The organism is Arenibacter flavimaris, from assembly GCF_030291335.1.
Lineage (GTDB): Bacteria > Bacteroidota > Bacteroidia > Flavobacteriales > Flavobacteriaceae > Arenibacter.
In genome coordinates this window covers 74580-97450 of sequence record NZ_JASWIM010000013.1, presented here as the reverse complement: position 1 = coordinate 97450, position 22871 = coordinate 74580, and the positions used below count along the sequence as shown (strand labels likewise).

Genomic DNA, 22871 nt, shown 5'->3' with positions numbered 1-22871 from the left:
GGATGTAAGCTTAATCATCGCTTATATGTAAATCAAACCAATTTATCATACGCCTGTACAGGTCCTGCCTGTTTTTAGGTGTTAAGTTAGGCCTCCAACCATGCCCTTCTCCTATATATTGTACCATGGTTGTTTTTACACCTAATTTCTTTAATGCCACATACATTTCCTCTGCCTGTGATATGGGAACCTCATTATCCGTTTCACCATGAAGGAATAATGTAGGTGTATTTACCTTGTCCACACACCTCAAGGGAGAACATCTCCATAAAGCGGTGTAGTTGTTATAGATGTTACCTTTAAATTCCGATTCCATGAGGGAACTCAAAATAGAGGTTCCTGAAAAACTGATAAGATTACTTATTCCCCCATCTACAACTGCGGCCTTAAATCGATTGGTTTGGGTAATAATCCAGTTAGTCATATAACCTCCATAGCTTTGACCAGTAACCACTAATTTTTGCTTGTCTATCCAATTGTTCAAATTAATGACATAATCTAGACCATTCATTAAATCTTTATAGTCGCCCCCGCCCCAATCCATCAAATTTCCATTGGAAAATGTTTGCCCGTAGCCACTACTACCTCTTGGATTGATAAACAAAACCCCATACCCACACCCAGCAAGTAATTGCATCAGTTCTTCGAATTTATAGCCAAACATATTATGGGGGCCACTATGAATGACCAAAGCCAGGGGGTACTTTTTCATGGCATCAAAATTTATAGGTTTCATTAACCATCCATGTATGGGTGTTTCATCAAAGCTTTTAAACCAAAAAGATTTGGCATTCTGCAGCTCAAATTCATCGATTAGGTTTTTATTTTCATAGGTTAACTGTTGTTTTGTACAACGATCCGGTTGAGTAATAAAAATTTCATCTGGATTTTGAATATCGGATCTAGAGTAACATATTTTTTCAACCTTAAAATCCATTGAGTATTCATGAACACTATAATCTCCGTCCTCTAAAACTGCTTTAATTTTTTTCGAGTCGAGGAACACCTTAAGCAATGTTAACCTACCTTCATTTTCTGCGGTGAAATAAATGGATTTCGCATTAGGGTGCCAAGAAATATTATCTACTCTCCGATCTAGAGATTCGGTTAAACAAATGGAAGTTCCTCCATAAGATGGTAAATAGAACGCATGTGTATCCTCAGCCATACTATCGTTGGTGTTTATTAAGCCAGTTGTAGCCAGATATGCAATGAAATTCCCATGTGGAGACCATTTTGGCTGATAAGCCGTTCCTTTACTTTCGGTAAGCTTAGTTACTTCTTTCGTTTCTATATTAATTTTCCATAGGTCATTAAGTTGATTTCCATCAGGGTTTAATGATCTATTGGAGATAAATGCTATCTCCGAAGTATCAGGGGACCAGGAGATAGAGTGGTGGTTATATGGCCCTTCGGTAATCATTTCTGGCACGCCTCCTGAAACTGGAATAATGAAAATTTGTGTAAATCGATTATCATTGTAATAAGTTCTGCCAACTCCTCCTTTAGACTTATATAGAAGTCTGTTGAATACTCTTGTCCCTGGATCTTGTTTATTGTTGGATTTAATAATAGGAGCGCTCAGATACGCAATATATTTCCCGTCGGGAGACCAAATTGGACTCTTGTCCTCCAAATGGTTTATGAAATGGGAGGAATGATATATTTTGGCAAGTCGTATTGTATTTCTCTTTAATAAATGATAAATACATAAACTCCCATCCTCTGATTCATAGGCTATTTCCAAGCTAGAAGGAGACCAACAATATGCAGTTCCTTTTGCAATTGTTTTTTTGATCGTCCTATCCGGAGAAGTGATTGTAATAAGATCGCTCCTAGTGTTTTCAGTCAAAATCTGAACGCTAGTTCCATAAACGATATGGTTGCCGTCAGGTGATATCTTTGGTGAATGTACCTGACGGACTTTAGTTAAATCGTTTATAGTAAATCTCTTTGTTCTATATGATTCGCTCATAACATATTTAATTCAAATTCTCAGATGTTATTGAAAATTATTTTGGAATTTGGTTGCTAATAGTATTCATTATAAATACCGTTGTAAATAATGGCAGATAATGAACTATAATCTGCATATTGTAGGCTATTTCCAACTTTTTAGACCTGTACTGCTGTTTGAATGGCAGTGAACTGACTTAAAACCTTAACAGTTCGGTCATTTGCAAATTTGATTTTGCACCTCGGAATCAATCCTCCGTAAATAGCCGTAGTAAATATATTTATGATCTTTGTTACGCTCCTTTTCCAGAGAATCTAGCGGTAAACATGTCCAACTCCTTTCCGGTTAATTTGGTCAAGCTTTTGTATAAAGATGGGCGACGGGCTGTAATCCACCTTTGTCCTGTATTGTCATTTAGGAGACTTGCGTCCAATTTGGCAATAACCATGTCATCGGCCGCTTTCCATGTTTCAGTAATAATTCTGCCATAAGCATCTATTATCATTGCATTTCCTGTTCGAATTTCGTCGTCGTCTTTTCCAACTCCGTTACTGAATACATAGAAAACCCCATTATCATGAGCTCGACTAGGAAGCCAACGTAAGAGCCATCCTCGGCCTTTTTCCCCTTTAAATTCCTTTTCAATGGAAATAGGGTCTTTAATGCGGTTTTCCCATAGGGCAGAATCAATTATTCCCATAATGTTCTGATCGCTTGTTCTACACCCTCCAGTTTGGTGTGGGGCAATAATTACATCAGCCCCCATTAATGCAGTTATTCTTGTATTTTCAATAATATTATTATCATAGCAAATAAGTATACCAACTTTCCACCCGAAAGGAGTATCTATTACAGTGTATTCATTTCCGGAAGACATATGTTCATTTACAAAACAATGTAGTTTACGATGATACTTGACAGTTCCGTCTGGCATCACAACTATGTACGTGTTATATAAATTATCCTTGTGGTTTTCTATTAGTCCTGTACAAATAGTAATATTGTATTTTTTTGACATTTTTACTATTAATTGTACACTCTTACTATCTGACATATTTTCAGACAATGCCATTAAATCTTCTTTGGATAATTTTCTTAGGTACCAATAGCCTGTAATACAACATTCAGGGAAAACAATCATGTCAACATCATTTTTGCATGCCTGTTGGACAAATTCTTCGATTTTATTGATATTGTACACCTTGTCTCCATTTTTATGCTCAAATTGAACGCTAGCTACTTTTATGTTTTCCATCTTTAGATTAATTTTTTAATTATTGAGATATTTTTATGTCCTAACCTTTTTTTATTCTCTCATCTAATGGATACATTTTTATAGATATAGAGGAGTATTAAATACTATAATTATCATTTTGCTATTTTTAATAGTCTGTTTTCATCCAATTATAAGGTTGTCGTTTTATCCAGGTGCCTCTAGTGAAATCTGGGAAATATTGTGGCTCACCATTATTTTCAATAGATGCCTCGGATAATGGAGTAACAGCGCTCCAAGCCGCAGCATCATAAACGTCCATTGGAGGGGCAATGTCTCGCTTGGCAGATTCCACAAAGGCATCTATTACAAAAAAATCCATTCCTCCGTGACCAGCCCCTATAGCCTGACTCCCATACTTTTTCCAAAGAGGATGATCGTATTGTTCTAGCCATTTGTTGGCATCATCCCACTTGTGATGTTCAGAATCTCCCTCAATATAGATTCTATTTCCATCTACTTCCCACAATCCATTTACTCCTTGTACCCGAAAACCTAAGGAATATGGCCTTGGTAAATTGCAATCATGTGTAACAATGATAGTTTCGCCTTTCGCTGTCTCTATAGTTGAGGTTATGACATCCCCCAATTTCCATTTTAATTTAGCATTGGGATGTAGCTGACCACCTTTAGGGTGGTTTATTATATAGTTGTGAAGCCCCCTCGCTTTACTCGCATTTGATGTCAATGTCATAAGCCTATTTCCTCGATTGATGTCGGCCATTATGGCAATCGGCCCCAGGCCATGTGTTGGATATATATCCGCGTTTCTTAGCAAGGAGTGTTGGGTTCGCCATTTGGCTTCAGAAATTCCATTTTTTCCGAATTCGACCCCTCCTCCTTTGTGTTGTATGCCGTCATTGAATTTCACGTCCCTCAGGTCATGTTGGTAACCACACCTGAAATGGATAAGCTCTCCAAAAATGTCTTGCTTTACCATATTAAGTATGGCTAGAACGTCCCGTCTATAGGCAACGTTTTCAAGAATCATAAGATGTGTGCCTGTTTGTTCATGTGTATTTACTAAATCCCAACATTCCTCAATTGTATTTGCGGCAGACACCTCTATTCCTACATATTTTTTTGCTATCATTGCATCTTTGGCCATTATTGTATGCCAAAGCCATGGGGTAGAGATGATAACAGCGTCAACTTCTTTTAATTCGAGTAAATTTCGATAGTCATAATCATTACTTCCAAAAGTTTTGGGTATTAATTTGCTAGATTTTGATATTGACTCTAAAGCCAAATTAATCCTAGATGGATTTATGTCGCAGATTGCAGTTATGTTCACATCATCCCTCAGTAAGATGTTTTTTAAATGGCCGGCTCCTCTTTGGCCTATACCAATCAGTCCTAGATTCAATCTAGGCTGTTTTTGATCATTGATGAGTTCCATTGTAGTCGTCGGAATAACAGCTATTCCAGTTCCAAACATTGTTGAATTTTTTATAAAGCTTCTTCTTGTGCTCATAATTTAATTACATTTCTACTTTAAACTAAAATGTCTTTTTAATGTTGACTAACGATTAATCTTGTTGAGGTGATTGGTGAATTTTGGCAAACAATTTAGATACAATCAAATATTTATTTCGTATTGTTTCTTTTTGGTTGTTAAGTGTAAATTTATATTATTTTTTCATATATATGAAAGAATATGATTACTTTATTTTTGTGATATATCAAAAAGTACAATCGATTGTACTTTTTGATAGCTCTTAAAATATCACAATCAGAATATGACTGCTTTTTTGAAAGACGTTGTCTTTCCCTTGATATAACAAGTGGAAGGGCTTCATCCGCATCCTTAAATGTAAGGCCAAAAATGTCCATAGGATCCATGACCTTATGGCCAACACAAAACTTTGCCTAAACTGAGATATGACCCAAAGAACAATAAATTACTAAAAAAAATCTTGGGTGGCCTAGCGTTAATAACCAAATTAAAGACTCTATCTAAAAACTGGATAGTGGCCTTTTTTAACCTACCAGCTTCGATGTTAGTATCACTCTGTCTTCACAGAATTCAATTGTGATTGCCCCAGAATTTCAAGATAGATATCGTTATTTGATTTCACTGAATTCTATTTACAATGGCTAATGGGAATGGGACTGGAGAAAATAAACAAATAAGAGTATAACAAACTGACTCCATATTACCTGTTCTTATTGTTAATTTTAGTGTTTAATGTCCAAGTTCATTTTTTTTATTTTCCTATATACTATTTTATCACTAGTGAATTGGTACTATAAGTAGTTACCATTTTCTTTAGTAAAGGGTTTGCTGTAATCAAATATGGCCGGACCACCTCCAGTGTGCCAGAACAGTACATTTGATTTTTCTGGGATTTTCCTGCTTTTTAAAATATCAATCATTCCGTTAAAAGCTCTACCTGAATAAACGGGATCTAAAATTATCCCTTCTTGTTGAGCTAATTCTAAGATTGTATTTTTCTCATTTTCATTCAAATTGCCATAACCATCTTTATCATAATCTTTGTTTAATGGAATATTGGTAAGACCAAATTGTTTGTCCATTTTTAAATAATTGAATCCCTCGTTTATGATTTCTAGAACGATTTTTTCTAATGGCCGGCCGTTGGTCTGATCTTTATCTACATTAATGGGAATTAACTTGTAGTTTAAGTTATAGTATTCAATTCCCAAGGTTAATCCGGCTTGCATTCCGCCCGAACTTGAAGGGAAAAAGATATAGTCAATAGTTAAATCACTATCTTTCAATTGTTTTTTCAATTCCTTGACGGCAATTATGAATCCTAAAGCGCCTATAATATTAGACCCTCCATATGGTATTACAAAACATCGATTATTTTTCTTTTCTAATTCTTTTTTAAGAACCAAAGTATCCTCACCCTTTCTATTGTTCCCTGTGAAATGAATTTGAGCTCCAAGTATAGAGGAAAGTAATAAATTTCCGGTATAAGTTTGTGGTTCATCTCCACCTAATAACAAATGACATTTTAAACCCGCCATTGCACAAGCGGCGGCGGTTTGTCGACAATGGTTTGACTGTTGGGCACCCGAGGTGATAATTGTATTATAGCCCCCATCCAAAGCTTGCTTAATTAAAAATTCTAATTTGCGAGTTTTATTTCCTCCACAAGCTAATCCAGTTAGATCATCTCTTTTTATAAAAATTGAATAGGCGGGAAATGATTTCGACATGTTTTGAAGTTCGTGTAAGGGGGTCGGGAAAAAACCTAAATTAAATTTATTTGTGAGCATTACATTAACATTTTTTACAATTTAATATTTATGATTACCATTGATGATTTCACAATGTACCTTTAATACATTATTGGGTCCATATCCTGGAGTAATCATAAAAAAGGAAATTCTATGGTGTAGGAGTTCTTGAATAGTATAATTTTATGGAATCACTTTTTCTCTTCCCAATTGGGCATTGAAATAGTGGCTTGATAGTTGGAGTAATTGTAAAGTGGATTTCGAAGTGGTTTATATAACCTGTCTTCAGATGAAATATCCTCTTGTGTATAAACCCATATAGCGTGGGGATCCCAAACAACAATCTCGTCCCTGCCGTCTCCTGTAATGTCCATCACGGCATTGCACATATCGGGATGGCCATCATCAGGAAAATCCAATACCTTTCTTCCCCAACCATCAAATACACCTCCCTCATCAACATTCGGGTTCACAATGAAGAATTCCTCGGATTTCCCCGTCCAATTCACTGGCAATAGCATACTGCCGTATTGATTGGGTTCAAAATCGTGATAAATATCCCCGCTCGCATCATAAAAGTGTATAATACCTTGATTGCCCCAAAAATTCATTGAAATGGTCTCCAATCCTGGTAAGTCATCCCTAAAATTAGCTACCGCGGGGTTTTGCCCATGGCCGATATAGTGATGCTTTGTTATCTTCCCATCAAGGTCGGCAAAGAATAATCCTTCATCACTGGCGGCGCACATGATAATTGGATCCGAATCTTCTGTATATTTAACTACCGCAACGCCATCGGCATGGTCCTCCAATTCGTTCTCCAGTGTCCACATGGTGCTTCCATCATCATCCAATAGGCTATATCCTATGAGAAGCTCGTCCTTTCCATCCTCATCCACATCATAGGCGAATGGATAGTGGCCGGTATTAAGTTTATTGTACCAAAGGATATTTAATCGATCATCCATAGCCCAAACTCGTTCGTACCTATCTTTAATAATAATATCACTATCATAACCCTTACCTCTTAAATCACAGAAATAAAGACAATCACCTAAAATATTACCAAACATATTGTGTGTCTCCGGACTAATAACTTCTTGATCGGTAACAATTGGTGTCGTTTTTTTATATTTAATTTTACCAGTAGCGCCATCCGCTACGATCAATTCCTTGTTCATGGTATATATTACCTCGGACTTACCGTCATTATCCAGGTCATGTATTTGGAAGGCAACATCACTTGTTAGGTTGACTTTCCATGGGTCTGGGGTTCCCGTTTGCCAAAGGATATCCCCGTCGAAAGTCATGGCGGTCATGCAGCTCAATTCAGAATTCCGATCCTGTGGACCGTGATTTACGACCTGCCCCACTAAAACATCGAGTGTTCCGTCATTATTCAAATCTCCAAATCTCAGATTTCGACCGACACCGAATCCTGTGGTGTTGATTTTTTTCCAGACTTTCATTTTAGGCACGGATTCACTGATTTTCTCCAATTCAAGTGCATACCCATCCCGGGAAGTTTTTAGCTTTTGCAATTCATCATCAGATGTTTTGACGTCTATTCGGTGAAATTTTGTAGGTACATCGGCCAACAGCCCGACTTTACCCTTATGATAAGTATCATCCTCGGCATCAATAGTTACTTCCTTAATACTGCATGATATCTTGTTTTCTTCGACTTCTACTTTCAGAGTCAACGATTCCTCTTCGTTCCATCCAACAAGAGCAGAACCCAATATCACTTCATACGGCTTATGAAACCCCTTGGCATCGTCTACCATCTTGAGTACCAAGGAATCACCTTTTACGCCGGCGAAGTAATAATTTCGGTCATTTCGATATCGAAATACCAATCCGGATTGTAATTCCCTTGATTGCGGTGTAAATTGCAAACTGACAGAATAATTTTCCCAATCATGATCACCTGCAACCACCATGGGATGGGTATGCTGTTTTCTGTCATTTGTCATTACCTGTATCATTTGACGGTCATCACCCTCTTGACGAACATGCCAAGCACGTTTGAAATCAGAATCCCAGGTAAAAGTTGAGACAGCCCATTGAGACCGGGGTGCCGCTTCATGTAAATAATGATATTCGGTATGAGCACCAACATCTACGGAGTATGGGCCTCTTCGAATCGAACTAAAATCATCGGTTAGAAGCACCTTATCATAACTATTCTGTTGTTGACACCCTGATAAGATAATCATTAACAGCAGAAATTGAATTGCATTTTTCATATCATAATTGGTTTTAAGGTCTAGGTATATATATTGTTTTTCTTCTTGGGATCTTATTTATAAGTTGCTTTTCCAATCCCACACAACATCTTTGTTCGCACTTATGCCTTCTTTTGGAAATGGATGCTGTTGGTCAAATGGATAGAGGGCTTCAATTTCTTCAATAACGATCCCATCTTCTTTCAAGGTTCCATCGGTATTCATAACCATTGAAAGATCAAGATTAAGGTGTTTGGCCAAAAAGGGATATACAGCGGCTCTTTTACTTGATTCGTATCCATGTTGCTCATCCGGAAAATGGGCATTTTCGACCATTTCAGCTTTACCGAATAATCCATAGATATATTGCTCGAACGGAAATTCGACCTGAGGAGTATATACTGTAGCATCTGTGCCAACAGATACTAATAATAGCGGATTAGGTGCTAAGCAAGCTGCAATCTCCGCATTGTTATATTTGAATACTCCATCTTCTTGTATGCCCATACCAAGTTCGCAAATACACCCTCCAAAATGACGGTATGAAACCATTACAACGGGAACTGAAACCGAAATACGGGAATCTACAGCAGCAAGATGGAAAGTCTGAGTGCCACCGCCCGATGCGCCCGTACTGGCTATCCTTTTAGGGTCAACGCCTATACTGATAAGAAAATCAACTGATCTGATACTATTCCAAATTTGCAATTTCATGGTTTGAGGACTTTCGTGAACCCATCCAAATTCTGCAAGTTGCCCATACCCTACCATGTCATAGGAAAAAACTACTGCTCCCATACGTGCCATAGAGGCACATCGGTTCTGTACATCCGGTCTGTATCGGCCATAATTCTCTCTATTTGGCCAATGGCCATGTGGACTTAGAATACCAGCAGGTTTTTTTGTAGGTTTCAGTGGGCTATACAACGAACCGGTCACATAAACGCCCGGCAGACTTTCGAATGCGACATTTTGAACCCGATAGCCGTCATATTTTCTTATTGCCCCATAAATGGGATTAAGCGGGCATTTGTCTGGAAGAGGGTCTAAATCGGTTGCTTTTAGTATATGAGATTGGATAGCGTTGGCCCGTGTTCGCCAGTCTTCCGGAGTCAGGACTGATTGTTTGATTTCATCTAGGTGTTCCATGCCCTCAACTTCCGTCAGATGATAGATTTGCCCGGCTTTTGATCTTTCTGTGGAGGTATCGTCTTTAAACTTCTCTGCCTTATTGCTCTCTCTGCACGAAAGTATGTGACTGGTTGAGAATATGAGCAATGCAAGAATGAATATTGAATCAAGAATTGATTTCATCATTGCCGTAGTACATAATATTTTTATTTTCAAATTGCAGGCTTTTATTCAAGCCAAGACAGTACTCGTTCTGCTACGGCTTGATTATGTATGTTACTTTCTATTGTAAAATTGTTCGTAGTATTTTTATTGTTATATATGTCAATGGGGAAGGACATAATTTCTCTAATTTTTTGTTCATTAGCATTTAACCCATTCGCCTCTAGTGAGTTTATTATTAGTATTTTCTTGGGAGATATAGAAGCTATCAGATCAGGTAGGTCATATTTTGTAATTGCTCCCGGTACAACAGAGTGGATATAGGAGGGTTGGTAATCCCGGGTTAGAGCTATATCGGAATAACTTAAGAATGGTTGGATGAGACATACTTTATGAATATTCTGGTCGAATGTGGCAGCATGTAACAATTCGCTACCCAAAACACCTACTGAAATAGCTGTTGTTGATTGGTATCTTGGCAAATCAACCTTAATAAAGTGATTTATTCTAACAATATCTTCGGCTCTTAGGCCGACGATTGATTTTCCTGTAAGTATTCCTGCGAACCATTTATTATAGGAAACGCCATGAATGTATGTATCCCCTTTCAGGTATCCTGGGCCCATTTCTCCAATATCGGGAAGATCAGCTAGCAATACGGTGTAGCCACTTGACACTAGCCGTTTTGCCAGATTATCGTTGTTCGCAGCAAAATTCTTTCCCTTTTCGTGCAACAAGAGGATAACCTCTTCCTTTGTTTCGTTTTCGGGTATGAAAAGCGCTAAAGGTAGTTTGTAATTTCCACTACCCTGGATAAGATACTTCTCCAATTGATAGCCATCATTCACAATTCGGCCCGAAAAGATGCTTTTGCCAAATTTTTCCGGAAAAGAAAATCCAGATAATTCAATGGCTGAACTTCGAGTTTCTAACAGGTGTTTATTGGTATTGGTTCTTGATTCTTTTAACGCTATCATTTGTTCTTCTACCACTTTTTTATTTAAGGAATACATTGTTTCCCCTTTTAACGATGTGGCTAATTGACCAGTCTTAGTTGAAAATAATTCCTCCTCGGAAAAAAGTTCTACTTCATAATCCTTATTATCTCCAGGGTTGTTCAGGTGTTTTTGAAAAAAAGCATACATTGCTTCCCTGTTTTTAATCGTGGAAGTATGTCTATCATCATCTTCTGTGATTTGTAAATTTTCTTTAGCACCCAAGGCCTCATAAGCCTTTCTAGCTTCTAGAAATGATTCCCGAGTTCCTTGAATACTGAAGAAATCACGTGTGGTTGCCATGATCAGGGTAGGTTTGGGTGCTCTTACTTCAATAAAATCAGGATGGTCCAACCCGTTGTATATCAATTTAACAAGATTCTGTTCTGAATCCTGAGGAGCTTCACTTTTAAGAAGATAATTAAAATTTGTAATCCAACATTCCGGAGCAGTCGCAAGTATTCTATCATCTATAGCCCCGATAAAGGCGGTCATATTTCCACCACCGGAAATTCCGTTCATGCCTAATCGGGTAGGATCCACCTCAGGTCTTGACAATAGGACATCGATGCCTCGTATTCCATCCCAAATAAAATGCTTTGAAGAGGAGTATCCGGCGATGTAGCATTGTGCTCCAGGGTAAGAGTGTTCATGATTTGTTGGAAACTTCGATTTCCCTAAATCCTCGTTATAATACTGTAGTCTTTCACCTTGGCCAATTGGGTCATATGCCAAAACCACAAATCCTTTTTTTACTAGATTGATGATTTTATGTTGATAGACATCCCTTCTAAAACTATTGGGGCTATGTCCTATCGGATTCAAAATAGCAGGTGCTTTTCCAGTAATATTATTTGGGATAAATAAGGCTGAAGTCACATAAAAACCAGGTTGCGACTCATAAATCAATTTTTCTACTCGATAATCTTCCCTTTGTATTATACCTGTCACCTGAATATTTAAAGGTGTCTTCTCAGGAAAAGGTCCTATAATGTTTAATAACTTACTTTTAACTACTTTTTGCCGTTCTATCCAATTCTCCTTTGTTTTTAATTGATGAATTTCTTCATTTCTTGGTTCTAATTGCTCCAATGCAATGGAAGCAAGTGTCTTATAAAGTGAGTTTTCCACATCTGATTCGTAGGTCCAGAAATCAAATAGGGATACGTCATCTTGGGCTTGCAGGGTTACTGTGCTCCACAAGAGTAGGTAAGTAATAAAAACGCGGGTGTTCATAACGATTAATATTTAATGAAAGACCTATTTCTATAGTTTAGTCTTTAGAATTGGTGCTAAAATATTAATAAATAAAACAAAAAGCAATATATATGAAAGAAAATAAAATTCGAAACCTTGTGTTTATATTTTGTAGTTTGATCAATACTAAGTCTAGGAGTCTTTATGAAATTTAACCATCTCGCAGAACTAAGAATTAAATGGAATTGTAGTATTGCCTTTTTTGGAACTGGTTAATTGTCTGTTTTTTGTAAAAAAAAAAGTTGTTGCTTTTAGTTGTTAAGAGGTTAGCTCCAATAGAATTGTGTTGGGTATATTTTATTGGTGTCATGGCTCTGAAGGAATCGTGTGAGCTTTTGTGTGTAATGTTCTCTTGTCAATCTTCAGTATCTTCCCGTACATGGTCGATGTTTTTAAAGATGTGTTTGTGTTTGATGTCCCATCGATAGCTTCCGTTGCTTCGTTCTTTAAATATATAATTTGTGGTATGGACCGGTCGGGTTTATTGATATAATGTCGCTAGTATCACATTCAGTACCGTTGTTAATGATTCATTGAACATTGTCTGTTTCCCGGGCAGTTTCTGTTGGATATCTCTCGTTTGCTCATCAGGTACTTCTGTGTCCACGAAATGCTGGTCAGAGTTGATTCAACGGACATATATTAAGCTTCTTTATGGAGCAATATATGGCTTTAAAATTTTTGAATTGCCTCTTTTTCTTTATATTAATATTTAGAGGATAATGGATGAAATAGGATAGTTGTGATTCTGAAAATTGAAATACTCGTTCATGATAAGTCGATGATAATTCCAAATTAATTATTTCATGTTTTTAAGTCTAAAGAAATTTTTGAATTGATGAATGTCAATAAATCTATTTTAGACAGGTAAAGCAACAATTTGAAAATTAATATCTATGACATATACATCAGTTCTTACATATCACATATCACTAATAAAATGAATAGTCTTAACGAGCTGTACTTGATATCGAGGCTTAATCTCTTTGGTTTTTTATAGTTACAAGTTTTTCTTTTATCAGATCTGTAATGTGCTGTGTGGCAATTGGGAAAACTTTTCTAAGGTCAATCTCATCATTGCCTGTAAGTTCAGTCTTTAATGTTCTCATAAAAACATTCTTAATCTCCGTAGCCAAATTTACTTTACAAATCCCTAAATAAATAGCTTCTTGTATTTGAGTGGCAGGAACCCCCGAACTGCCATGTAACACAAGAGTGGCGGGACAGACAGCTGCAATATTTGAAAGTAAATCTAAGTCCAAATTTGGTTCTTCTTTGTAAAATCCATGAGCTGTGCCGATCGAAATGGCAAGAGCATCTACACCAGTCGCATCCACAAATTTTTTAGCTTCTTCCGGTTGTGTAAATCCGTTTTTTGTTTGGAATTGCCCAAGTTTGGCTACAAAACCTAGTTCAGCTTCGACATGAGCGCCGTACTTTTCTGCTAGTTTAACAACTTCTGAAGTGATTTTTATGTTTTCATTAAAAGAAAGTTCGCTGCCATCTATCATAACGGAATCAAAACCCACATCAAGACAAGATTGGGCTAATCTAATAGAGTCTCCGTGGTCCAAATGAATCCATCCTTCAACGTTGAATTGCTCAAGCCCAGTTCTTGCTAGATTTACAGCTGTTTCCAGACCCATATAGTTAATCGAGCTTTGAGTGAGCTGAAGGATCAATGGTTCATGAAGTTCACTTGCAGCTTTCAAGACTCCATGAAGCGTCTCCAAATTATAAAAATTGGTGGCCAAAAGTCCTCTTTTTTGATAAGTAAATTGATGTAGTTTTTCTTTTAATTTCACTTTTCAATTATATTTTTAAATTAAAAATCTCTTGTACTTGCTTCCTTATTGAATCATAGCTTTTAAACGCTTCTGTGCCTCCAGCGGCGGTGGTATTAAGCGCGCCCATAAGATTGCCCCATTTCAAACATTCGGTTAAGCTTTCCCCTTCAATATATTTTTTTAGAAAGCCGGAATTGAAGGAATCTCCTGCGCCTATAGCATCAACAAATTTCGTATTGTTATAGGCAGGTGATTTGACAAGTTCGCCACTTTGGATTCCTATGCTTCCCTCTTCCCCTAATTTTATTACAAGACAATTTGCAAATGGTTTTATTTTATCAATTCCTTCTTGGAGATTGGTAGACTTTGTGAGAGACAAAACCTCATTACGGTTAGGTAGGAATATGTCAACAAATGGAAGGCATTTTTTAAAATCAAAGTCCCATTTCTCGGATGGATCCCATTGCAAGTCCAAAGAAGTTGTAACTCCAAATATTTTGGCCTTTTTGAATATTTGTAAAATGTCATTTTTAATACCCTTTTGCAGAAACAAACTTGAGATATGTAAGTGAGAATACTTCTTCAGGTCAGGCCAAGGAATATGGGCCGTTGTAAGGGATGCCATTGCGCCACTGAAGGTAACATTAGCCCTGTCTTGATGGTAGTTCATGATTATGGTAACTCCGGTCTGATGTTTTTTTGATTTTCTTATATAATGGGTTTGAACATTTTTGCGCCTCAGTTCATCTAATACGAAATCCCCATATGAATCGTTGCCTACCAATCCACAAAAGGAAGTTGGGACTTTCAGGGTGGCGGAATTGGCAGCCATTATCGCAGAGGAACTACCCAATGTTACGGTCATATTATCAGCTAAAATCTCCTTGCCTATTTCTGGGAACCCGTGAATGGAATTTAATATTAAATCAATGTTTAATTCTCCAACCACTAATAGTTTTTTTTCATCCATCGGTTATTGGTTTGTCAAATTTTGAGTAAAGCCTCACATTTATAAATTTTTCTCTTCAAGGACGAACAGATAACGTCTAGATCCCGTGCCCAAATACAATCCTATTTCTTTTGATTTAGAACTTCCTACTTAATACACTTTCAGGCGCCTTTTTTGGTAGCGCATGGTATTGGTTGAGTATTCAAAAATAAAGAAATAATACATAATAAAAAAAATTATATTTACTTATTATTTTAAATAACTTCCTTATGTTTATCTAAAAGTGTACAGAATTAGAGTATTTTTAGCTTAATTTGAAACTAATAGTATATTAAAGGTTAATTTGGTTTTTACTACTGAGAGCGGTAGATAATGTAATTAATCATTTTATACCTTTAGTTTAAGGTACTGGTTAGATATTATTTTTTGCATATATTGGAGAAATTTTAGGATAAATTAATGAAGGTTCAAAGGATAGATATGGATATGAAAAAAACTGCTAAACGTAGATCCACGATTTTACAGGAGCTTGATAAACATGGGCAAGTAGCTGTAAATGAATTAAGTAAAATACTTGGGGTTAGTGAGGTTACCATTAGGAATGATCTTGATAATCTAGAAAAAAACAATCTTTTGATTCGAGCGCATGGTGGTGCATTTAAATTGAATAATCTTGCTTTGACCATTACTGAGAAGAAACAAATAAATTTTGATGTCAAGCGTCTAATTGGAAAAAAGGCTGCCTCAATTATTATGGAAGATGATAGTATTATTCTCGATTCGGGAACTACCACTTTTGAAATTTCAAATAATTTAAATGATTTTAAAAGGTTAAAAGTTATTTGTAATGCTTTGGATATTGTTAATAATTTAGCACAAAAGAAGAATCTTGAGATTCTTATGCTTGGGGGGTCCTTAAAGGAAGCGTCAATGTCTTTGGTAGGGCCAATGGCGGAACGGAACCTTAGGCAATTGCATTGCAATAAGCTTTTTTTAGGGGTGGATGGCATTAAGGAGAATTCCGGGATATTCACTCATTATCTAGAGGAGGCATACTTAAATCAAATCATGATTGATATAGCAGAGGAGGTTATCGTAGTGGCCGATTCCTCTAAATTCAAGAAATCTGGACACGCTTTAATTTGTGGGTTCGATAGGGTTCATAAATTAATAACGGATAAAGGAATTGAAGATTCGTTTAAAGAAGTTCTGAAATCTAATAACGTTGAGGTAATTATTGCACACTGAAGATTAATTCCAATCCCAAGTCAAGGCGTTTGAACTGTTAATATTTTTTTGCTTTGTTTGATTAATGTGTGGTTCCCGAGCGTTTGTTTGGTCACACTAAATAGTTGAAAAAATAATTTCATTCGAGATCAGGTCATCTCCCCGAGGTATATTCTTCTGATTTATGAACAAAATAACGATTTTTAATGAATGCTTAAGAGATTTATTCTCGCGGTTGATTTCTGGCCCTTAATTTTATAAATAATAAAATTTCATATAAGATTCTGTTATTTTGAGTAATTTGGGTAGAATATCACTCGTTTATAATAAATTGTTAGTAGTACTGTGACATGCCTTAGAATAAGTCTTTACAACAGACTGAATATGATTATGTACTAACTCTTGTGGATCGTTCTCAAGAATCCCCGCGCATACCTGGTGATATTGGTTTGGCATGAATTGACTTAATAAGGGTAAGGGGATTTTGTTGTTACGTAAATTTTTAAATAATTTATTTTTTGCCAGATCGAGTTCTTTGAGAGGCCAATAATACCTTGATCGATCCGAAAAACTATATTTTCTTTTGAATAGCTGTTGGTTTTGGTCACCCGAATAATACTTTTTCCAATAATTAGGTTCTTCAATCATGGCCTTCTCCAAGGTTTGGCGCAATTTTGACAGGCCCTTGTGATCCTTGCCCAATAGTTCTATTTCCATTGCTTCCAATGCAAAAATGGCCTCACGGAATGCGAAAGTTAGTCCTGGACCTACTTTTAGAATGCAAAAATGGTCTTCTACTAGAGCACTCAAATTTGATTCCGTTTGATAGTCGGTTGAATGCGCTTCAAAAACGATATTTGTGAATTCGAAAATTGAGTTACTCAGACTTCTTGCCTTTTCTCGTTGGTACTGGTAAATCCAGTCATCCCCAAATTCAACTCCGGGCTGGACCACGGCACCTATGACACGTGTCCATGCATCTTCCAAACCACATTTATTAAATACATCTTTGAAAATCATAATTGTTCTCGCAAAATCTTCTGGGCTTGTTGGTAGGATGTTTTCATGCATATTCTGGGCTCCTCCAGGTATGGGAACTTCTGTTCCTATGATATAGACAGGTTTTGGATAATTTTTTCGATTCCTTTCCCAAGAATCCTCTGCCACTTTACATAGAATGCTAGCCCTATCCGCAACTATTTCGTCGGACAAAGGTTTCGTCCTGTCTCCAAGGTCATCCGCACAAAACATACTGGTATCGAGATGTATTTTTTGATAGCCGTGTTTTACGTATTCATCAATCAATGTTTTTGATTTTTCCATAGCCTCTTTAGCTGGAAGGTTTTGCCATGGATTTGGACCTAGGTGATCGCCACCGAACAAAATGTGATCTTTAGGGAATCCAACCTTATTCGCTAGCGAATGAACATATTTTATAAAATCGCAGGGCTTCATCCCGGTATATCCACCAAATTGGTTTACTTGATTTGATGTGGACTCTATTAATAGAATATCCCCGGTTTCTAAGGAATTCTTAAGGCAAGCCTCCAGGACTTCAGAATTGGTTGTACATATGGAATAAATCCCCTTATTAGAACCGTTAAGGTTATTAGAGATCAACTCTGTAAATAGATCAATTGATTTTTTCATGCAAGCACTTTATTTTTGGGTAAATTAGAGGTTAACCTTGTTACCAGTTGTCTAAAGGTTTAGAATCGTATATTTTAACTCCTTCAACAACTCTAGATATGGAACCGTTTCTAGAGGGCGAATCTGGAGATAGACCTAATCTCAAAGATTTATAAAAGCCAATGATTTGGGCTGGGAGAATATAGAAAATTGACAGAAAGTCCTCGGGAATATCTTCCATTCCCATTGGAAATTGAATAGTAAAATCAAATCCAGTATCTTCAATTCTTTCGTCCTGTCCTATAACCAAAGTCTTTTCCATTCCAGATTTAGCTTTTATAGACTGAATTAAATCGAATTCATATGATTTAACAAAAGGATTATTCGACAACAGGTAGACGATAAAAGTGTCATCATTAACTACTGCGCGAGGGCCATGTCTAAATCCCAAAAAGGAATCATGCTTACATATTATATTGCCATCTGAGAGTTCTTGAACTTTTAACTGTGATTCTTGGGCAACCCCCAGTAAAGGTCCTGATCCTAAAAATACCATTCTTTCAAAATCCAATTCGGCAATTGTTTTTAGATCAGACAAACAATTATTTAAAATATATTCCCCATATAACCTAATTCTTTTCATTAACGGACTAATGTTTTGACTGTTCTTCAGATCAGTTAGTAACAGTCCGGTGAGCAGCATTGAGGAATACGAGCTGGTCATAGCTAATGAATTATCGTTGGTTTCCTCAGGCAGCAGGATCACGTATGAATTTTCACCCTCATTTTTTTCAGCTAATCTGCCCACGGCATTACAAGTGATATTTAGCTCATAGAACATATCACAGCGTTTTCTTCCCTCTTCTATGGCAGCAATACTTTCGGGGCTGTTCCCTGATCGTCCAAAGGATATTAGTAAAGTTGGGCTTGATCTTATAAAGTAATTTTCCGGATGGGTAACTATATCCGTAGTGCTAATTGCCAAACACGGGACCTTCCATTTTTTTTGAAAGATTCCCTTTAGTGTCTCTCCTATGAATGCAGATGTGCCGGCTCCAGTCAGAATAACTATGGGGTGGTCTTTTTCTGTTACTTGCTTGAGGAATTCAGAAATTTCATTGCTTCTTTCATTTAGCATAAGGTAGGTCTGTTCCCACAACCGAGGTTGATTACATATTTCTTTGGCGGTAGCTAAACCTCCTTTTGAATTTAAATAATCTATTGAACAGTTTAAATATTCCATTAGTCAATAAAAGTTAATTACATTACAAAGATAATAATATTTCGTTTTATTTCTAATAAATGCAATAAAACTTTCATAATCTTATGTTTTTTGTAAATTAATTTTGTGTTACCTGTTAGTAAATCATAATCAGTTGTTGATCAGTTGTATATTGAGATTAGTTTTCGAGTAAAAAGGCCTTTAATTCTTCATAATTCGAAATTTTGAAGGATTTTTTTTCCTTTAATAGGATTAATTTAACCTTATCGGGAATTACCAAATCTTTATTAATGGCTTTTTCTACAGTATCCTTGAATTTTACGGGGTGTGCAGTTTCAAGAAATATACCGTAAGTGTCAGGGTTTGTCTTTTGATACTTCTTGAGACCTAAATAGCCAATTGCGCCATGTGGATCTAGTATATAGGACGAATTTAGGTATACATCATGTATAGCTTGGCTGGTTTCATCATCAGTAAATGAATACGAGTATAAATTCTTTCGTAAATCTTCTAAATTATTGTTATATAAATGGCGGATACGCTTAAAATTACTGGGATTGCTTACGTCCATAGCATTTGAAATAGTTGCTTTTGCCGGTTTTGGACAATATTTTCCAGTTTTCATAAAATTAGGCACGGTATCATTTATATTCGTTGATGCTACAAACTGTTTGATGGGCATGCCCAATTTTTGGGCTACCATACCGGCGCAAACATTCCCAAAATTGCCACTTGGTACAGAAAAGACAATTTTTTTTGCTTTTGATTGAACTTGTTTATACGCGAATAAAAAGTAGAATAATTGTGGCAACCATCTGGACACATTTATCGAGTTGGCTGATGTTAGCTTGATTTTTGGGGTGATATCATTATCTGAGAAAGCAGTTTTTACCATACTTTGGCAATCATCAAAGGTGCCATGTACTTCCAAAGCGGTTATGTTCTGTCCCAAGGTGGTCAATTGTTTCTCTTGAATTGGGCTGACTCCTCCACTTGGGTATAAAATAACCACGTCTACACCATTTACTCCAAGAAAGCCTTGGGCCACTGCTCCACCGGTATCTCCTGAAGTGGCAACCAAAACAGTAATTTTTGTATTTTCCCCCTCCATTAGATTGCCCAGGCACAATGCCATAAATCGTGCTCCCACATCCTTGAAGGCCATTGTTGGTCCATGAAAAAGCTCTAAACTTGCAACATTTTTTTCAATTTCAACTAAAGGGAAAGAAAAATCAATAACATCGAATATTATTCTGTTGATTACCTGAGCAGAAAGATCTCTGGAAACAAATTGTTTTATGGCAGTCATTGCAATTTCATGATTGCCCATTGTTGCCATGTTTTGAAAGAATGATTTGGGCAGTGGTTTTATATGATTTGGAAAATAAAGCCCCTTATCTGGAGCTAGACCATTAATGACAGCCTCTTTAAAGGAGACGACAGGTGAATTATTGTTTAAACTGAAAAACTTCATCTTTATAATTCTTTAATGCCTTCAATATTTATTTCTGAAACATGAATATCATAATCTATACCTGTCTTATCGTAAATATGATGCATTGCCGATGCCACCTTTTCAGCTTTGTTACATCCTTTGCTAAGTGCATATATTGAGGGTCCGGAGCCAGCTATTCCGCAACCTAAAGCTCCAGCTTCCATGCTTCCTAATTTAATTTGATGAAAGAAAGGGATTAATTTTGATCGTAAGGGTTCAACAATGTAGTCTTTCAGGGAGTGACCAATTAATTCGTAATTTTCTGTGTATAAACCTGCTATGAAGCCGCCTAAATTGCCCCACTGTTTTATACCATTTTTTAGAGATATGTTGGAACTTAAAACCTTTCTTGAATCAGATGTTTTGATTTCAATTTGTGGATGTATTACCGTAACGTAGATTTCTTTTGGGATATTTAAACTAATTATATCTAAGGGGGCGTAGCTACGGACTAATGTAATCCCTCCAAATATTGCTGCTGATACGTTATCTGCATGTGGAATCCCGCTTACTGAGCATTCTCCTTCCATGGCAAATTCTACCAATTGTAATGGTGAAAATGGTTCTCCTAGGAGCTTATTCATGGCCACAACTACGGCAGCTGAGCTTGCGGCGCTGCTACCAATTCCACTTCCAGGTTTAATTTGTTTATAGATTTCAATTTCGAATCCCCCTTGGTATGTGCTTTTTTTCATAAAGGCTTGACCTGCTATACCTGCCACATTCAAATGTGTTTCTTTAGGGAGGTTTTGACCTTCAATTTTTGATATAAATATACCTTTTTTTGTTATTTTTCTCACTACCATTTCATCTCCTACAGAGGCTAATGCCAAGCCGAGAACGTCAAATCCACATGAAATATTCGCTATGGTAGCTGGACAAAAAACGTGTATATCTTCCAAGTTAAAAAGAATTGATTTGACATAATATTCGGTACAAAATACGGGGCTGATTCATCAAAATGACAAACCAAAAAGGGGAATATTCATTGCATAAATTCACCTAGTTCTTTGTCTAGAGCTAATTGTTATTCTTAATATTCATTTTAGTGTTCAGAGATCTAAACAATTGGCCACTACAAATTAGGGCTAGTTCAATACCTTCTTTTTACGACGAATGGACTCTAGAAAATAATAGTCGGCGTAAACAAGTGGGGCGTTGATTTCAGCACCATGAGGTAAACTGCCTACGCTATGATTTAAGATAAAGTAGTTATTTTCGTTATCAGTGTTCATATAGGTAGACGAAGCCAGTGATTCGAGTAATTTAAAAGCTTTGTTCTTGTATTTCTCACTATTCTCTATGTTGTATTCTGCCAATTCAAACAATGCGGAACAAGTTATTGCTGCCGCAGAAACGTCTCGCAATACTACAGGGTATTTTTCTGGATCGTAATCCCACTCCGGAATTAATTTAGAATTTGTTGCGTCATAATCCCAATATGGCACCAAATCTTCAGGTAAATTGGGATGATTTAGGATGTAATTGGCTATATTTTCCGCAAATTGCAAAAATTGTTCATCTTTAGTATATCGATAGCACGTAATAAACCCGTATAGTCCCCAGGCTTGGCCACGAGCCCATGAGGATTGATCGACAAATCCTTGATTTGTTGCCTTATCTAGCACATTTCCCGTAATGGTATCATAATCAACAACATGGTAACTGGAAAAGTCTTTCCGGTAGTGATTTTGCATTGTAGTCAATGCGTGTTGAACTGCAATATCTTTAAAGGTGTTGTCCCCACTTAAACGAGTTGCTTCAAAGAGAAGTTCCAAGTTCATCATATTGTCTATGATGACAGGAAAATACCATTCTGTCTCTCCGTCCCAGGCCTTCTTTCGATTCCATGATTTAATGCTCTTGGTAATCGGGTTGTATCTTGTGGTTAGTGATTTAGCTGCATTAATAATTACTTTTTCATACTCTTTAATTCCAGCTAGACGTAAACCGTTACCATAACTACAGTTAATAATAAAACCAATATCGTGGTCCTCAGTGTAATATTGAACAGAATCCAAAGCTTCGGTCCATTTTATAGCTCTTTTCCTCCATTTGTCATCACCAGTTAGATCATATAGATACCAGAGGTTTCCAGCAAAAAAACCACTTGTCCATCCGTAAATTCCAACTGTTCTTAATTTGCCATCTTCTGTAATTGTCCTTGGAATCCTTGTAGGATCATTGTTTACAGCATTTATTGAATTTTCAACTTGACTTGTGATATAATCAATTTCTTCATCTGAGATAACAACGTTCTTTCTACTGTGGCAGGAAGCAGAAAGTATTATTATTGTCAAAATCAAGGTGAAATTGATGAATTTAATCGTTCTACAAATTATCATATTAGGT

15 protein-coding genes are annotated in these 22871 nt (G+C 36.6%); 1 reads left to right on the top strand and 14 read right to left on the bottom strand.

Annotated features, from left to right (window positions below):
* Nucleotides 1–10: 10 nt before the first annotated feature.
* The 9 genes from QSE00_RS11905 to QSE00_RS11865 form a co-directional block, all read right to left on the bottom strand.
* Nucleotides 11–1975, bottom strand: coding sequence for a S9 family peptidase (locus tag QSE00_RS11905; protein WP_286106136.1), 1965 nt, complete (start codon nucleotides 1973–1975; stop codon nucleotides 11–13).
* A gap of 274 nt (nucleotides 1976–2249) precedes the next feature.
* Complete coding sequence (locus QSE00_RS11900) at nucleotides 2250–3212, bottom strand: nitrilase family protein (RefSeq protein ID WP_247096757.1); 963 nt, start codon at nucleotides 3210–3212, stop codon at nucleotides 2250–2252.
* 127 nt (nucleotides 3213–3339) lie between these two features.
* Nucleotides 3340–4704 (bottom strand): Gfo/Idh/MocA family protein, encoded by a 1365-nt coding sequence (locus QSE00_RS11895; protein WP_286106135.1) that lies wholly within the window; start codon nucleotides 4702–4704, stop codon nucleotides 3340–3342.
* 773 nt (nucleotides 4705–5477) lie between these two features.
* The gene (locus tag QSE00_RS11890) at nucleotides 5478–6476 is read right to left on the bottom strand and encodes a D-cysteine desulfhydrase family protein (protein WP_286106134.1); all 999 of its coding nucleotides are present in this window, start codon (nucleotides 6474–6476) and stop codon (nucleotides 5478–5480) included.
* Nucleotides 6477–6628: 152 nt separating this feature from the next.
* Entirely contained in the window at nucleotides 6629–8686 is a 2058-nt protein-coding gene (locus tag QSE00_RS11885) for a hypothetical protein (protein WP_286106133.1), read from the bottom strand.
* Between the two features lie 57 nt (nucleotides 8687–8743).
* Nucleotides 8744–10012: an alpha/beta hydrolase family protein gene (locus QSE00_RS11880; RefSeq protein WP_286106132.1), complete on the bottom strand. Its 1269-nt coding sequence runs from the start codon at nucleotides 10010–10012 to the stop codon at nucleotides 8744–8746.
* 11 nt (nucleotides 10013–10023) lie between these two features.
* On the bottom strand, nucleotides 10024–12189 hold the full coding sequence (locus QSE00_RS11875) for an alpha/beta hydrolase family protein (RefSeq protein WP_286106131.1): 2166 nt from the start codon (nucleotides 12187–12189) through the stop codon (nucleotides 10024–10026).
* Nucleotides 12190–13187: 998 nt separating this feature from the next.
* On the bottom strand, nucleotides 13188–14015 hold the full coding sequence (locus tag QSE00_RS11870; protein WP_286106130.1) for a class II fructose-bisphosphate aldolase: 828 nt from the start codon (nucleotides 14013–14015) through the stop codon (nucleotides 13188–13190).
* A 7-nt stretch (nucleotides 14016–14022) separates the two neighbouring features.
* Nucleotides 14023–14967: a carbohydrate kinase family protein gene (locus tag QSE00_RS11865; RefSeq protein ID WP_286106129.1), complete on the bottom strand. Its 945-nt coding sequence runs from the start codon at nucleotides 14965–14967 to the stop codon at nucleotides 14023–14025.
* 459 nt (nucleotides 14968–15426) lie between these two features.
* Here QSE00_RS11865 and agaR point away from each other — a divergent pair, with 459 nt between their 5' ends.
* A complete protein-coding gene (gene agaR / locus QSE00_RS11860; RefSeq protein WP_247096765.1) occupies nucleotides 15427–16194 on the top strand; it encodes a transcriptional repressor AgaR in 768 nt (255 codons plus the stop codon).
* A 300-nt stretch (nucleotides 16195–16494) separates the two neighbouring features.
* Here the strand turns inward: agaR and QSE00_RS11855 are convergent, their stop codons facing one another.
* The 5 genes from QSE00_RS11855 to QSE00_RS11835 form a co-directional block, all read right to left on the bottom strand.
* A complete protein-coding gene (locus tag QSE00_RS11855) occupies nucleotides 16495–17823 on the bottom strand; it encodes a class II D-tagatose-bisphosphate aldolase, non-catalytic subunit (RefSeq protein WP_247096766.1) in 1329 nt (442 codons plus the stop codon).
* A 40-nt stretch (nucleotides 17824–17863) separates the two neighbouring features.
* On the bottom strand, nucleotides 17864–19045 hold the full coding sequence (locus tag QSE00_RS11850) for an SIS domain-containing protein (protein WP_286106128.1): 1182 nt from the start codon (nucleotides 19043–19045) through the stop codon (nucleotides 17864–17866).
* Between the two features lie 157 nt (nucleotides 19046–19202).
* Nucleotides 19203–20498, bottom strand: coding sequence for a threonine synthase (gene thrC / locus QSE00_RS11845; protein WP_286106127.1), 1296 nt, complete (start codon nucleotides 20496–20498; stop codon nucleotides 19203–19205).
* Between the two features lie 2 nt (nucleotides 20499–20500).
* On the bottom strand, nucleotides 20501–21421 hold the full coding sequence (locus QSE00_RS11840; RefSeq protein ID WP_286106126.1) for a homoserine kinase: 921 nt from the start codon (nucleotides 21419–21421) through the stop codon (nucleotides 20501–20503).
* Nucleotides 21422–21607: 186 nt separating this feature from the next.
* Nucleotides 21608–22864, bottom strand: coding sequence for a glycoside hydrolase family 88 protein (locus QSE00_RS11835; protein WP_286106125.1), 1257 nt, complete (start codon nucleotides 22862–22864; stop codon nucleotides 21608–21610).
* Nucleotides 22865–22871: the final 7 nt, after the last annotated feature.

Excerpts from the sequence above, each read along its gene's own strand:
- QSE00_RS11900 (WP_247096757.1), bottom strand. The coding sequence starts at position 3,212 with ATGGAAAACATAAAAGTAGCTAGCGTTCAATTTGAGCATAAAAATGGA.
- QSE00_RS11895 (WP_286106135.1), bottom strand. The coding sequence starts at position 4,704 with ATGAGCACAAGAAGAAGCTTTATAAAAAATTCAACAATGTTTGGAACT.
- QSE00_RS11905 (WP_286106136.1), bottom strand. The coding sequence starts at position 1,975 with ATGAGCGAATCATATAGAACAAAGAGATTTACTATAAACGATTTAACT.
- QSE00_RS11855 (WP_247096766.1), bottom strand. The coding sequence starts at position 17,823 with ATGAAAAAATCAATTGATCTATTTACAGAGTTGATCTCTAATAACCTT.
- QSE00_RS11835 (WP_286106125.1), bottom strand. The coding sequence starts at position 22,864 with ATGATAATTTGTAGAACGATTAAATTCATCAATTTCACCTTGATTTTG.
- QSE00_RS11885 (WP_286106133.1), bottom strand. The coding sequence starts at position 8,686 with ATGAAAAATGCAATTCAATTTCTGCTGTTAATGATTATCTTATCAGGG.
- QSE00_RS11890 (WP_286106134.1), bottom strand. The coding sequence starts at position 6,476 with ATGCTCACAAATAAATTTAATTTAGGTTTTTTCCCGACCCCCTTACAC.
- thrC (WP_286106127.1), bottom strand. The coding sequence starts at position 20,498 with ATGAAGTTTTTCAGTTTAAACAATAATTCACCTGTCGTCTCCTTTAAA.
- agaR (WP_247096765.1), top strand. The coding sequence starts at position 15,427 with ATGGATATGAAAAAAACTGCTAAACGTAGATCCACGATTTTACAGGAG.
- QSE00_RS11865 (WP_286106129.1), bottom strand. The coding sequence starts at position 14,967 with ATGGATGAAAAAAAACTATTAGTGGTTGGAGAATTAAACATTGATTTA.
- QSE00_RS11850 (WP_286106128.1), bottom strand. The coding sequence starts at position 19,045 with ATGGAATATTTAAACTGTTCAATAGATTATTTAAATTCAAAAGGAGGT.
- QSE00_RS11875 (WP_286106131.1), bottom strand. The coding sequence starts at position 12,189 with ATGAACACCCGCGTTTTTATTACTTACCTACTCTTGTGGAGCACAGTA.